This is a genomic window from Enterobacter sp. Ap-867 (genome assembly GCF_011752855.1).
Classification (GTDB): Bacteria; Pseudomonadota; Gammaproteobacteria; order Enterobacterales; family Enterobacteriaceae; genus Cedecea.
This window is the reverse complement of sequence record NZ_VWWS01000005.1, coordinates 401,827-414,375: the sequence shown is the minus strand read 5'-3', so window position 1 is coordinate 414,375 and position 12,549 is coordinate 401,827. Positions and strand designations below refer to the sequence as shown.

The following is a 12,549-nucleotide window of genomic DNA, read 5'->3' as shown; positions in this document are numbered from 1 at the left end:
AGCATTTTATGCTTATTTCGCCGTGGATAACTATAACGCACACCGTAGGGTATACAGGTATACGTTCCAGGGTTCACTTTCTTCGAGCCTGTTGCCGTGGAGGGCGGCCCGCGAAGGAACCTTTAGAAACTGTCTTAAGGGTTTCCCCTCACCCCTTCCCCTTATAAGAGAGGGAAGATCGTCGGCAGTTTTTAAAGATTTCCTGCAATTTGCACCCTCTCCCCTGCAAGGAGAGGGTACTTTTCTGACTTAAGCGCTTTTTTGCAACAGCATCGACTTAATATGGCCGATAGCTTTCGTCGGGTTCAGCCCCTTAGGACAAACGCTGACGCAGTTCATAATGCTGTGGCAGCGGAATACGCTGAAAGCATCGCTCAGGCCGTCCAGACGCGCGTCCGTTTCGGTGTCGCGGCTGTCGATCAGGAAGCGATACGCAGCCAGCAAACCGGCCGGGCCGATAAACTTGTCCGGGTTCCACCAGAACGACGGACAAGAAGTCGAGCAGCAAGCGCAAAGAATGCACTCGTACAAACCATCCAGCTTTTCACGCTGTTCAGGCGACTGCAAATGCTCGCGAGCGGGTGGATTTTGCCCATTATTCAACAAGTAAGGCTTAATCTTCTCATATTGAGCATAGAATTGCCCCATGTCTACCACCAGATCGCGGATCACCGGCAGGCCAGGCAGAGGACGGATGACTATCTTCTGCTTACCGTTGCCGAGCGCCGAGATTGGCGTGATACAGGCCAGCCCGTTTTTGCCGTTCATGTTCAGGCCGTCGGAGCCACAAACGCCTTCACGGCAAGAGCGACGGAATGACAGACTAGGATCTTTTTCTTTCAGCTGCATTAAAGCGTCAAGCAGCATCATGTCGCGACCCTCTTCCGCTTCCAGGGTGTAATCCTGCATGCGCGGAGCGTCGTCTACATCCGGGTTATAACGATAAACTGAGAATTCGAGTTTCATTGTCCTGTCTCCGCATTAATAAGTACGAATCTTCGGCGGGAACGCCGGACGCAGTTTCGGTTCCATGTTAACGCTACGACGCGTCATGGATTCCGTCTCTGGCAGATACAGGGAATGGCACAGCCAGTTTTCGTCATCACGCTCCGGGAAGTCGAAGCGGCTATGCGCGCCTCGGCTCTCGGTACGGAAGTTTGCCGACACCGCAGTGGCGTAAGCGGTTTCCATCAGGTTATCCAGCTCCAGGCACTCAACGCGCTGGGTGTTGAACTCGCTGGAAGTGTCGTCCAGACGGGCATTTTTCAGGCGCTCGCGGATTGCTTTCAGCTGCTCAAGCCCTTTGGCCATCGCGTCACCTTCGCGGAATACCGAGAAGTTGTGCTGCATACATTCCTGCAGCGCTTTGCGGATTTCCACCGGATCTTCACCGTTACGGTTGCCGTTCCAGCGGTTAAGGCGCTCAAGGGAGGCGTCGATTTCAGCGTCGGTTGCGTCAAGCAGATCGCCCTGCTCGGCAATGGATTCCTGCAGGTGCAGGCCAACAGCACGCCCGAACACCACCAGGTCAAGCAGGGAGTTGCCGCCCAGGCGGTTCGCACCGTGTACGGAAACACAGGCAATTTCGCCCACGGCGAACAAACCAGGGATAACCACATCTTCGCCCTGATCGTTCACGGTCAGCGCCTGGCCGGTCACTTTGGTCGGAATACCGCCCATCATATAGTGGCAGGTTGGGATAACCGGGATCGGCTCTTTCACCGGATCGACGTGGGCGAAGGTACGGGACAGTTCCAGAATGCCCGGCAGGCGGGATTCCAGCACTTCTTTACCCAGGTGGTCGAGTTTCAGTTTGGCGTGCGGCCCCCACGGACCATCACAGCCGCGGCCTTCACGGATTTCGATCATGATGGAACGCGCCACCACGTCACGACCCGCCAGGTCTTTCGCGTTCGGGGCATAACGCTCCATGAAGCGTTCGCCGTGTTTGTTCAGCAGGTAACCGCCTTCACCACGGCAGCCTTCTGTAACCAGAACCCCTGCCCCGGCAATGCCGGTTGGGTGGAACTGCCACATTTCCATATCCTGCACCGGCACGCCAGCGCGGATAGCCATACCAACGCCGTCACCGGTATTGATGTGGGCGTTGGTGGTGGATTGATAAATACGGCCTGCGCCGCCGGTTGCCAGCACGGTTGCGCGGGCTTTGAAGTAAACGACTTCACCGGTTTCGATGCACAGTGCGGTACAGCCAACCACTGCGCCATCGGCGTTTTTCACCAGATCCAGCGCATACCACTCGGAGAAGATGGTGGTGTGGTTTTTCAGGTTCTGCTGATACAGCGTGTGCAGTAAAGCGTGGCCGGTACGGTCAGCCGCTGCCGCAGTACGCGCCGCCTGCTCGCCGCCGAAGTCTTTCGACTGGCCGCCGAACGGACGTTGATAAATGGTGCCGTTTTCCAGACGGGAGAAAGGCAGGCCCATGTGGTCCAGTTCCAGAATCGCTTCCGGGCCGGTTTTACACATATATTCGATGGCGTCCTGGTCACCGATATAATCGGAACCTTTTACCGTGTCATACATGTGCCATTCCCAGTTATCTTCATGGGTATTACCCAGCGCCACGGTGATACCACCCTGCGCAGATACGGTATGGGAACGAGTTGGGAACACTTTAGAAAGCAGCGCACAGCTTTGGCCGCTCTGGGAAATCTGTAGCGCCGCGCGCATACCTGCGCCGCCGGCACCAATCACTACAGCATCAAATTCTCTGACTGGCAGTTTCATTACACACCCCACACCACAACGAATCCATAAATGACGTAAACCAACAGCGCGACAACAATCAGCAGCTGTAAAGGAAGGCGAATCGCCAGTGGTTTAACGTAGTCGGTCAACACCTGCCACATGCCAATCCAGGCATGGATCAAAATAGAGAACAGTGCCAGCAGGGTGAAAACTTTGGTGAAGGCAGAGGCAAAGAAGCCGTGCCAGACGTCGTAGGTCAGCTCGCCGGTGACAGCGAAGAAGCCAATCATGTAGATGATGTACAGGGTGAGTACGATGGCGGTAGCGCGAACCAGCACATAATCGTGCACGCCATTGCGACCCAATGCGGAGGCATTGCTTACCATACGAGGACTCCTGCAAGAATTGAAAGCACGACAGTAATAACAAAGGCGATATGTGCGGATCGTTTGCCCGCTACAAAGGTCTCTTCCAGATAGCCAAAGTCCATCAGCAGATGGCGAATACCCACCACCACGTGATAGGCCAGAGCCGTCAGAATGCCCCACATTATAAATTTAACGATAAAGCTGCTCATCACGGCGGACGCGGTCAGAAAACCTTCCGGGGAGGAGAGTGACAGTCCCAGCAACCAAAGCAGAATGCCGACCGCCACAAATGTGATCACGCCGGAAACGCGGTGGAGGATGGAAGCGATTGCAGTGACGGGGAACCGGATCGTTTTCAGATCCAGATTGACAGGTCGTTGTTTTTTCACGTTTCTTATCATGAATAGCGCCCACATGCTCTTCTTATTGTTTCCTTCCTCCGGATCTGCATTCGGGGTCAGACAGCGCTAACTTTCTATAACTGTGCGTCATGCAAAAAACAGCTACATCCAGAGGCCAGGGATCTGGCTACAACGCTGGGTGGCTCCCGGTAGCAGGGTGTTCCGGAGACCTGGCGGCAGTATAGGCTCTTCACAAAATCATTACAATTAACCCACATAATGTTTGAAGGGTTTTGCTCGGAACAGTGAGCAGGATCACGATAACAACATTATTTTAAATTTTAATCATCTGATTTGACAAAAGTTAAACATTCTTGTTACAAACAGGGCCAGAAAAGCCGTATAATTCGTAAAAGTTATAGGGTCAGCCTTTCACCTGAGTAATAGTTATGTAACAGTGGATGGGTATTGACCCGAGAGATCAGGACAGTTATTAGTGATATACAGGTTTGAATGATACTGATTGCTAAGACGCTGATTTGCTGTAGTTTCGCCCCCAAAGCGAGTGTTACCTGCAAGCGCCCATCGCTCTGTACCCTGGTTGTACTCCTCTAAACAGAGCCGCGAGCCAATTAAAAAACTGGTAACCAACCATTGTGGGTTCGAATGCAAATCGGACGCCCGGCAGTCTTATGAAATAAGGCGCTAAGGAGACCGTAAATGGCTGATACTAAAGCAAACCTCACCCTTAATGGTGACGATGCTCTCGAACTTGATGTGCTAAAGGGCACGCTAGGTCAGGATGTAATTGATATCCGTAGTCTTGGTTCTAAAGGTGTATTTACTTTTGACCCAGGTTTCACCTCTACCGCATCCTGCGAATCCAAAATCACTTATATCGACGGTGACGAAGGCATTCTGTTGCACCGCGGTTTCCCGATTGACCAACTGGCCACCGAATCCAGCTACCTGGAAGTGTGCTACATCCTGCTGAACGGCGAAAAACCGACGCAGGAGCAGTTCGACGAATTCAAAACTACCGTTACCCGCCACACCATGATTCACGAGCAGATCACCCGTCTGTTCCACGGCTTCCGTCGCGACTCACATCCGATGGCCGTGCTGTGCGGCGTAACCGGCGCGCTGGCGGCCTTCTACCACGACTCCCTTGACGTGAATAACCCACGTCACCGTGAAATCGCGGCGTTCCGTCTGCTCTCCAAAATGCCAACCGTAGCGGCAATGTGTTACAAGTATTCGATTGGCCAGCCGTTTGTTTACCCACGCAACGACCTCTCCTACTCGGCTAACTTCCTGAACATGATGTTCTCCACGCCGTGCGAAGAGTACAAAGTTAACCCAATTCTGGAGCGAGCAATGGATCGTATTCTGATCCTGCACGCTGACCACGAGCAGAACGCATCGACGTCAACCGTACGTACCGCAGGTTCTTCCGGCGCTAACCCATTTGCGTGTATCGCGGCGGGGATCGCTTCCCTGTGGGGACCGGCTCACGGCGGCGCGAACGAAGCTGCGCTGAAGATGCTGGAAGAAATCAGCACCGTGGAGCACATTCCAGAATTTATCCGTCGTGCCAAAGACAAGAACGACTCGTTCCGCCTGATGGGCTTCGGCCACCGCGTGTACAAAAACTACGACCCGCGCGCCACCGTGATGCGTGAAACCTGTCACGAAGTGCTGAAAGAGCTGAACCTGAAGGATAACAACCTGCTGGAAGTGGCGATGGAGCTGGAACACATCGCGCTGAACGACCCGTACTTCATCGAGAAGAAACTCTACCCGAACGTAGACTTCTACTCCGGCATCATCCTGAAGGCGATGGGCATTCCTTCCTCCATGTTTACCGTTATCTTCGCGATGGCGCGTACCGTGGGCTGGATTGCACACTGGAACGAAATGCACGACGACGGCATTAAAATTGCCCGTCCACGTCAGCTGTACACCGGCTACGACAAACGTGATTTCAAATCCGATCTCAAAAAGTAATATTTCTTACTTGATGAGTAAAAAACGCGCCCTGTGGCGCGTTTTTTTATTTCTGGCAGCGAGGGCACCAGTAAAACGGTCTTGAAGAGAGGTTAGTTCTTTCAATAATCCCTCCACATCGTTCGCACGGTTCACCCGCCCGGTGAAACACCCTAAAGCTGAAAACAGCCCCGTGATGTTTGTTCTCATCTCCCTGGCCTCGCGTCTGATAAGAAAGCCGTGGAATCGCCAGCAAAGCAGTCGCTAACCGCTCAATCTGCTCTTCGCTTAAATCCTCCGCGCGGTGCTGCGGCGCAAGTTCCGCTTCCCAAAGGATTTCCACTCGCAGGTAATTCCCCAAACCGGCAAGAAAAGCCTGGTCGAGCAGTAACCCGCTGAACTGCCGACGGCGAAACTTTGGCGACAGCAAACGTGCTTTGACCAGATCCACCGTCAGCGTTTCATCCAGCACATCCGGCCCCACGCGCTGCAAGAAAGGCTGTTGTTCAAGCTGCCCCTGATCGAGGATTTCGATGTCCGAGGCGCTGTAAAGAAGAATGGCTTTTTCAGCCGTTTGCAGCCTGACACGCAGCACACGGTTCGTTTCTGCTACTTTACCTACGTCAGTCACTCGCCATACGCCGTAAAGCTGATTATGACTGTACAAGGTTAAGCCGTTGGAAAAATGCGTCAGCATTGCTTTTCCCCGGGTTTCGATACGATCGATGGTTTTCCCCACCAGCATCGCTTCAAACGGCTTAAGCTCTTCAAAAGCAAACCAGGCTTCGGTTAACGGCTCCCCGCCCACGGCGGCTTCCAGCTTGTCCGCCGCGCGGCGAATCTCCGGTCCTTCCGGCATACTAAACTCCCTGAAACGTTATGCTTCCTGTGCCAGTTGCCAGGTAATCTGCTCGAGATAAATAGCCTGTTCGCGGCGCGCTTTGAGCGCCTCCGCCAGCGTACACGGCACAAAATGAATGGGTTCCCCCAGCCTGACCTGAGCCAGATGATAAAGATCGGCCTCAATCACGCAGGCAATGCGAGGATAGCCCCCGGTTGTCTGGGCATCGTTCATTAACACAATCGGCTGGCCGTTATGCGGTACCTGAATCACGCCCGGCAGCAGGCCATGAGACAGCATTTCTCGCTGGGTCGTCCGCTCCAGCTCTGGCCCCTGAAGCCTGTAGCCCATCCGGTTACTCTGCGGGCTAATTTGCCAGGCCAATCGCCAGAAACTCCCCTGAGATGCCTGGCTGAATTCCTGATACTCCGGCCCGGTCACGGCGCGAATGCGATTTCCCCAAAGCAGTTGTTTTACACCGCGGGGATGCTGAAATTTACGTTGAGGTTTACGCAAAGCTAAACGGTCACCATCCCGCAGCAAACGGCCATGATGACCGCCGATCCCGGCTTTAAGATCGGTGCTGTAAGACCCCATCACTTCCGGCACATCCAGGCCACCGTCGACGGCAAGGTAGCTGCGCATACCGTGCGTAGGTTTTTTCAGCGTCAGCCTTTGGCCTTTTTTGACAGGCAGTCGCCAGCCCGTCCACACGGCGTTGCCATCCAGCTCCGCATGGCAGCCCGCCCCGGTAAGCGCAAACCAGCCGCTACGCCCGAATTCAAGCACGCATTGTCCAAGGGTGATTTCCAGCGCGGGGGCATCTGGCGCATTCCCAACCAGTAAATTGGCGACGGAGATGGCGGGGGTATCGAGCGCGCCGCAGCGGCTCACGCCCAAATGACGCTGCCCTTCCCGGCCCGTATCCTGCACGCTGGTTTGTATCCCGGCGCGAACAATATTCAGCATATGCCCCCCTGCTGCGGGACGAAACGCACGGTATCACCCGGCAACAATAAAGTGGGTGATGAGCCGTTGGGGTTAAACAAATCGAGTGAGGTGCGGCCGATGATTTGCCAACCTCCCGGCGTCACCAGCGGATAAATGCCGGTTTGACTGCCACCAATGCCTACAGAGCCAGCGGCAACCTGCAGCCGGGGTTCTGCCCGGCGGGGCGTAGCGAGGACTTCAGGCAGTCCCCCCAGATAAGCAAAGCCCGGCTGGAAGCCAAGGAAGTAGACGATGTACTCCGCTCCAGAATGCAGGGCGACTACCTGTTCGGGCGTTAAGTTATTGTGGCGAGCCACGACATCAAGATCGGGTCCCACCTCACCGCCGTATACGACCGGAATATCAATCTTACGAGGCGGAGGGATCACAGCCTCACTTTCTTCCCACCAGTGCTGGAGCCATTCAATGCCATCCAGCGCCAGACGCTGAGGATCTTTCAGCACCACGGTGATGTTATTCATGCCCGGAATGGCCTCGCTCACCTCGTCAGAGGCATTCAGGCGCTGCAGCAGTCCCCAAATGCGCTGCTGGCTGGCAAGCCTGACAGGAGGATCCAGCTCCAGAACCACCGCTTTTTCACCCAATAAATAACAGCGAGCTCGTTGCACAGCTCCTCCGGTATCAGGCAGGATTAGGGATATCGATAAAGATAACGTCGAGATCGGTTTCGCTGTTTAGCCAGTCGCTAAGCGCCTGGATCCCACCCCGCTCGGTGGCATGATGACCCGCGGCGTAGAAATGCAGCCCCTGTTCGCGGGCGGAATGAATCGTCTGCTCGGAAACTTCGCCGGTAATAAACGCATCCACCCCAAAGCGCGCCGCGCTATCGATAAAGCCCTGCCCACCGCCCGTGCACCACGCCACGCGGCGGATCTGATCCGGGCCGGTGTCTCCACACCACAGCGGCGTGCGGCCTAAGCGCATTTCAATCCAGGAAGCCAGCTCCACGCCGGAAAGCGGCGTCGGGAACTCGCCCCAAGGGACCAGCGGCTCAACTTCCCCTTTCGTTTCAATCCCCAGCAGCGCGCCAAGTTGGGCGTTATTCCCCAACTGCGGATGGGCATCAAGCGGCAAATGCCAGCCGTAAAGGTTGATGTCGTTCGCCAGCAGCGTTTTCAGGCGGTTGCGCTTCATGCCGCGGATCACCGGCGATTCATTTTTCCAGAAATAACCGTGGTGGACGATCACCGCATCGGCCTGCTGGCGCACAGCTTCGTCCAGCAGCGCCTGGCTGGCAGTAACCCCAGTGACAATCTTGCGGATCGCTTCCCGGCCTTCAACCTGCAGGCCATTCGGGGCGTAATCACTGATTGCCGAGCTGTTCAGCTTGTCATTAATCAGGCGTTCCAGTTCACTGTTTTTCATCATTATTCTCTTTGGTTATTTTCTTGCCGCTTCATAAGCCGCAAGCGTATTCAGTCGGGCCTGCCTATGGTCAACAATCGGGCGCGGGTAGTCCAGCGTTTGCTTTTGTTTATCAGCCCAGTCCCACGGCGAATGAATCTGTTTCCCTGGCACAGTTTTCAGTTCAGGTAGCCAGTGGCGAATAAAATCCCCTTCAGCATCGAAGCGTTCACCCTGAGTTGTCGGGTTAAAAATGCGGAAATAAGGCGCGGCGTCGGTGCCCGTAGAAGCCGCCCACTGCCAGCCGCCGTTGTTCGCCGCCAGATCTCCGTCAATCAGCTGCGACATAAAATAGCGCTCGCCCTGCCGCCAGTCGATTAGCAAATCCTTCACCAGAAAACTCGCCACGACCATGCGTAAACGGTTATGCATCCAGCCCGTTTGGTTCAGCTGCCGCATCGCCGCATCGACAATGGGGTAACCCGTTTTACCCTGCTGCCAGGCTTCAAGCCATGCATTATTTCCGCTCCAGCGAACTTTATCTGTCCAGGCAATAAACGGCTGGTGACGGCAAAGTTTCGGGTACGCAACCATCAGATGGCGGTAAAACTCGCGCCAGATGAGTTCGTTGAGCCAGGTAGCTCCGGCTTCGCCCTCCAGCGCTTTAGGGTGCTCTTTTAGCAGACGATGCAGGCACTGGCGCGGAGACAAAACGCCGGTGGCCAGATAAGGCGACAGCCGGCTGGTGCCTTCTATCGCCGGGAAATCACGTTGTTCCGGGTAGTCGGCAGCGGGCTGCAGGCAAAATTTACGCAGCATGCCAATGGCCTCCGGCTCACCCACCGGGAAGAGTTCGCGGTCAAACGCCTCACGGGGCATATCAAACGCAAAGCTTTCATTGAAGTCGCACTCTCCACGGGCTTTTGGCGCAGGCACGCATTCCGGCAGCCCTTCCTGCAAGCGCCGAATAAACGCCTTGCTGAACGGGGTAAAGACTTTGTACATCTCGTGGTTGCCGGTAGTGACGCTGCCCGGTGCAAGCAGCAGGCTGTCATCAAATCCCTGCACGGTAACGTCCACATCCAGAGCTTTTTCCAGCGCGGCGTCACGGGCACGCTCGTTAACTTCATACTGGTAGTTGTAAAAAAGCGCATCGACTTTTTGTTCAACGCAGAACGCTTTTATACACTCTATCGACGCGGCAAAATCCGCAGCCTGTTGGATATGAAGTTCAATCCCACGCCCGGCCAGGGCATGACCCAATGCCCGTAAATGCTCAAAGATAAATTCGGCCTGTTTGGGTGCCATGACGTGCTGCCGCCATTGTTCGGGCGTCACGACAAAAAATCCGATGACTTTTGCATCGGGATTACGGCAGGCGGCGTGTAAGGCGTAGTTATCGTGAATACGTAGATCGTTGCGGAACCAGACCAGATGGGTAGGCATAACTCTCCCTGGATTCATTACCTGACCGCCGCCATTGCGCGTTGGCGACGGTTCAATATTGGAAGTTATTTCGGACAGCAGAAGTATACCAATGCCAGACTAAGCGACATCGCTGGCTGCCCGCGTCTCAGTTGTTAACTCAGTGTAGCAAGACGCAGTCAACAAAAAAGCTACCCGGAGGTAGCTTTCGTCAAATCGATTCAGCTTTTAGTAATAATCGAAGGCGGCGGCTTCAGATTGCGCCATCCACACCGGCTTGTCGCTGGTTTTGGACCAGACGCGGTGCAGGTAGCTGTAAAAACGCGCGCGATCTTTCCAGAACAGCATTACAGGCAGCGCCAGCACACCGGCAGCGACTGCAAAAGTGCGTCGCAGGATGACCTGATGCGCAGGGTATTCTTTGTATAAAGACATAGGCTTCTCCTCATAATGTGTGACCGACACCGCATGTCGGAAAATCGAAACTTGTTATCTGGTCAAAATACTATCTCATTGTTTGAAAGTTTACTACTCCTCCGACCAGATAAATGCACTTTTTTGTGCGCTATTTATCTTTTCACCTGTAATTAAGTTACAAAATGGTTAAATAAATACTAACCATTAGTTAACTAATGGCTTTTGCCATTTTTATACTTTTTTTACACCCCGCCCCCGGACTTTTACGACATCTTTTCACCCGAAATCCTATTCTGCCGCGAAATGCTTAACGCACCGTTGGAGGTGGATTGTGAGTGCAGGCGTCATAACCGGCATCGTGCTGGTCTTCTTGCTGTTGGGTTACCTGGTTTATGCCCTGATTAAAGCGGAGGCGTTTTAATGGCTGCGTCCGGATTTTTACTGATCGCCAGCTTCCTGCTGGTGCTCTTTGCCCTTGCGAAACCGCTGGGCGCCGTGCTGGCACGACTGATCGACGGCGAACCGCTGCCGATCGTGGGCCGCATTGAGCCCATTTTGTGGTCCCTGATGGGCAGCAAAGGTGAAGAAATGGACTGGAAACGCTATCTGATGGCGATTCTGGCATTTAACGTTTTTGGGCTGATCCTGCTGTTCGCGATGCTGCTGTTCCAGGACAGTTTGCCGCTTAACCCGCAGCATCTGCCGGGCCTCTCCTGGCATCTGGCGCTGAACACTGCCGTCAGTTTTGTCTCCAACACTAACTGGCAGTCTTACGGCGGCGAAACCACGCTGAGCTACTTCAGCCAGATGGTGGGCCTGACGGTACAAAACTTCGTTTCTGCCGCCACCGGCATTGCCGTAGTGTTTGCGCTGATCCGTGGTTTCTCTCGCCATTCCACCAGCACGCTGGGCAACGCCTGGGTCGATTTAACCCGCGTTACGCTGTACATCCTGCTGCCAATCTCGCTGGTGATGGCGCTGTTCTTTATCAGCCAGGGTTCGCTGCAGAACTTCTCTGCTTACCAGCCTTACACCACCATTGAAGGCGTTCAGCACCTGCTGCCGATGGGGCCGGTGGCTTCTCAGGAAGCGATTAAAATGCTGGGAACCAACGGCGGGGGCTTCTTCAACGCTAACTCCTCTCACCCGTTTGAGAACCCTACGGCGCTGACCAACTTTGTGCAGATGGTTTCCATCTTCCTGATCCCGGCCGCGCTCTGCTTCGCCTTTGGTGAAGCCGTGGGCGACCGCCGTCAGGGCCGCGCGCTGCTTTGGGCGATGACCATTATCTTCGTGGTCTGCGTGGTGGTAGTGATGTGGGCCGAGCTGCAGGGCAACCCGCACTTTATCCAATTGGGTGCCAACAGCAGCATCAACATGGAAGGCAAAGAGAGCCGCTTCGGCATTCTGAATAGCAGCCTGTTCGCGGTGATTACTACCGCCGCATCCTGCGGGGCGGTCAACGCCATGCATGACTCCTTTACGGCGCTGGGCGGCATGGTGCCAATGTGGCTGATGCAGATTGGTGAAGTGGTCTTCGGCGGCGTAGGCGCTGGCCTGTATGGCATGCTGCTGTTCGTCCTGCTGGCCGTGTTTATCGCCGGGCTGATGATTGGGCGTACCCCGGAATACCTGGGTAAGAAAATTGACGTGCCGGAAATGAAGATGACTTCGCTGGCCATTCTTATCACCCCTGCCCTGGTGCTGCTCGGCACCGCGCTGGCGATGATGACGGATGCAGGCCGCAGCGGCATGGCAAACCCAGGGATCCACGGCTTCAGCGAGGTGCTGTATGCGATTTCTTCCGCCGCAAACAATAACGGTAGCGCCTTCGCCGGCCTGAGCACCAACACGCCGTTCTGGAACGTTCTGCTGGCCGTATGCATGTGGTTTGGCCGCTTTGGGGTGATTATCCCGGTAATGGCTATTGCCGGTTCCCTGGCCGCGAAAAAATCCCAGGCCGTCAGCATCGGTACGCTGCCAACGCACGGCCCGCTGTTTATCGGTTTACTGATTGGGACAGTGCTGCTGGTTGGCGCCCTGACCTTTATCCCCGCCCTCGCTTTAGGCCCGGTTGCGGAACACCTTTCTCTGGTTAATTTCTGAT

General features: G+C 54.9%; 13 protein-coding genes. 3 read left to right on the top strand and 10 right to left on the bottom strand.

The window, feature by feature from the left end; genetic code table 11:
* Positions 1-249: 249 nt before the first annotated feature.
* From sdhB to sdhC, 4 genes are read right to left on the bottom strand one after another with little or no spacing between them, the layout of a single operon-like run.
* Positions 250-966: a succinate dehydrogenase iron-sulfur subunit SdhB gene (gene sdhB, locus F3J26_RS14815; protein WP_085541216.1), complete on the bottom strand. Its 717-nt coding sequence runs from the start codon at positions 964-966 to the stop codon at positions 250-252.
* A 15-nt stretch (positions 967-981) separates the two neighbouring features.
* A complete protein-coding gene (gene sdhA / locus F3J26_RS14810; RefSeq protein ID WP_166994563.1) occupies positions 982-2,748 on the bottom strand; it encodes a succinate dehydrogenase flavoprotein subunit in 1,767 nt (588 codons plus the stop codon).
* Complete coding sequence (gene sdhD, locus F3J26_RS14805; RefSeq protein WP_008456141.1) at positions 2,748-3,095, bottom strand: succinate dehydrogenase membrane anchor subunit; 348 nt, start codon at positions 3,093-3,095, stop codon at positions 2,748-2,750. Before sdhD ends, sdhA begins: the two co-directional genes overlap by 1 nt.
* The gene (gene sdhC / locus F3J26_RS14800) at positions 3,089-3,493 is read right to left on the bottom strand and encodes a succinate dehydrogenase cytochrome b556 subunit (protein ID WP_034808195.1); all 405 of its coding nucleotides are present in this window, start codon (positions 3,491-3,493) and stop codon (positions 3,089-3,091) included. Before sdhC ends, sdhD begins: the two co-directional genes overlap by 7 nt.
* 645 nt (positions 3,494-4,138) lie before the next feature.
* On the opposite strand from sdhC, the gene F3J26_RS14795 reads away from it, so the two are divergent.
* Entirely contained in the window at positions 4,139-5,425 is a 1,287-nt protein-coding gene (locus F3J26_RS14795; RefSeq protein ID WP_008456139.1) for a citrate synthase, read from the top strand.
* Between the two features lie 46 nt (positions 5,426-5,471).
* Here F3J26_RS14795 and nei read toward each other — a convergent pair whose 3' ends face one another.
* The 6 genes from nei to F3J26_RS14765 form a co-directional block, all read right to left on the bottom strand.
* Positions 5,472-6,263 carry an endonuclease VIII gene (nei, locus tag F3J26_RS14790; RefSeq protein ID WP_166994561.1) on the bottom strand — a complete coding sequence of 264 codons (792 nt, stop codon included), beginning with the start codon at positions 6,261-6,263 and terminating at the stop codon, positions 5,472-5,474.
* An 18-nt stretch (positions 6,264-6,281) separates the two neighbouring features.
* Positions 6,282-7,214, bottom strand: coding sequence for a 5-oxoprolinase subunit PxpC (pxpC, locus tag F3J26_RS14785; RefSeq protein WP_166994559.1), 933 nt, complete (start codon positions 7,212-7,214; stop codon positions 6,282-6,284).
* Positions 7,208-7,864 (bottom strand): 5-oxoprolinase subunit PxpB, encoded by a 657-nt coding sequence (pxpB, locus tag F3J26_RS14780; protein ID WP_166994557.1) that lies wholly within the window; start codon positions 7,862-7,864, stop codon positions 7,208-7,210. The genes pxpC and pxpB overlap by 7 nt, the downstream gene beginning before the upstream one ends.
* Positions 7,865-7,877: 13 nt before the next feature.
* Positions 7,878-8,621: a type 2 GTP cyclohydrolase I gene (locus tag F3J26_RS14775; RefSeq protein WP_166994592.1), complete on the bottom strand. Its 744-nt coding sequence runs from the start codon at positions 8,619-8,621 to the stop codon at positions 7,878-7,880.
* 15 nt (positions 8,622-8,636) lie between these two features.
* Positions 8,637-10,046: a deoxyribodipyrimidine photo-lyase gene (gene phrB / locus F3J26_RS14770; RefSeq protein WP_166994555.1), complete on the bottom strand. Its 1,410-nt coding sequence runs from the start codon at positions 10,044-10,046 to the stop codon at positions 8,637-8,639.
* Positions 10,047-10,253: 207 nt separating this feature from the next.
* Positions 10,254-10,460 carry a YbfA family protein gene (locus tag F3J26_RS14765; RefSeq protein WP_008456133.1) on the bottom strand — a complete coding sequence of 69 codons (207 nt, stop codon included), beginning with the start codon at positions 10,458-10,460 and terminating at the stop codon, positions 10,254-10,256.
* A 313-nt stretch (positions 10,461-10,773) separates the two neighbouring features.
* On the opposite strand from F3J26_RS14765, the gene kdpF reads away from it, so the two are divergent.
* Both kdpF and kdpA read left to right on the top strand, forming a co-directional pair.
* Positions 10,774-10,863, top strand: a complete 90-nt coding sequence (gene kdpF / locus F3J26_RS14760) for a K(+)-transporting ATPase subunit F (protein ID WP_008456132.1) — start codon at positions 10,774-10,776, stop codon at positions 10,861-10,863.
* The gene (gene kdpA, locus F3J26_RS14755) at positions 10,863-12,548 is read left to right on the top strand and encodes a potassium-transporting ATPase subunit KdpA (protein ID WP_166994553.1); all 1,686 of its coding nucleotides are present in this window, start codon (positions 10,863-10,865) and stop codon (positions 12,546-12,548) included. Before kdpF ends, kdpA begins: the two co-directional genes overlap by 1 nt.
* Position 12,549 lies beyond the last annotated feature (1 nt).

What these genes read in the sequence shown, in the direction of transcription:
- F3J26_RS14765 (WP_008456133.1), bottom strand. Translation starts at nt 10,460, where the DNA reads ATGTCTTTATACAAAGAATACCCTGCGCATCAGGTCATCCTGCGACGC.
- F3J26_RS14795 (WP_008456139.1), top strand. Translation starts at nt 4,139, where the DNA reads ATGGCTGATACTAAAGCAAACCTCACCCTTAATGGTGACGATGCTCTC.
- sdhC (WP_034808195.1), bottom strand. Translation starts at nt 3,493, where the DNA reads ATGTGGGCGCTATTCATGATAAGAAACGTGAAAAAACAACGACCTGTC.
- sdhB (WP_085541216.1), bottom strand. Translation starts at nt 966, where the DNA reads ATGAAACTCGAATTCTCAGTTTATCGTTATAACCCGGATGTAGACGAC.
- sdhD (WP_008456141.1), bottom strand. Translation starts at nt 3,095, where the DNA reads ATGGTAAGCAATGCCTCCGCATTGGGTCGCAATGGCGTGCACGATTAT.
- nei (WP_166994561.1), bottom strand. Translation starts at nt 6,263, where the DNA reads ATGCCGGAAGGACCGGAGATTCGCCGCGCGGCGGACAAGCTGGAAGCC.
- F3J26_RS14775 (WP_166994592.1), bottom strand. Translation starts at nt 8,621, where the DNA reads ATGAAAAACAGTGAACTGGAACGCCTGATTAATGACAAGCTGAACAGC.
- phrB (WP_166994555.1), bottom strand. Translation starts at nt 10,046, where the DNA reads ATGCCTACCCATCTGGTCTGGTTCCGCAACGATCTACGTATTCACGAT.
- pxpC (WP_166994559.1), bottom strand. Translation starts at nt 7,214, where the DNA reads ATGCTGAATATTGTTCGCGCCGGGATACAAACCAGCGTGCAGGATACG.
- kdpA (WP_166994553.1), top strand. Translation starts at nt 10,863, where the DNA reads ATGGCTGCGTCCGGATTTTTACTGATCGCCAGCTTCCTGCTGGTGCTC.
- sdhA (WP_166994563.1), bottom strand. Translation starts at nt 2,748, where the DNA reads ATGAAACTGCCAGTCAGAGAATTTGATGCTGTAGTGATTGGTGCCGGC.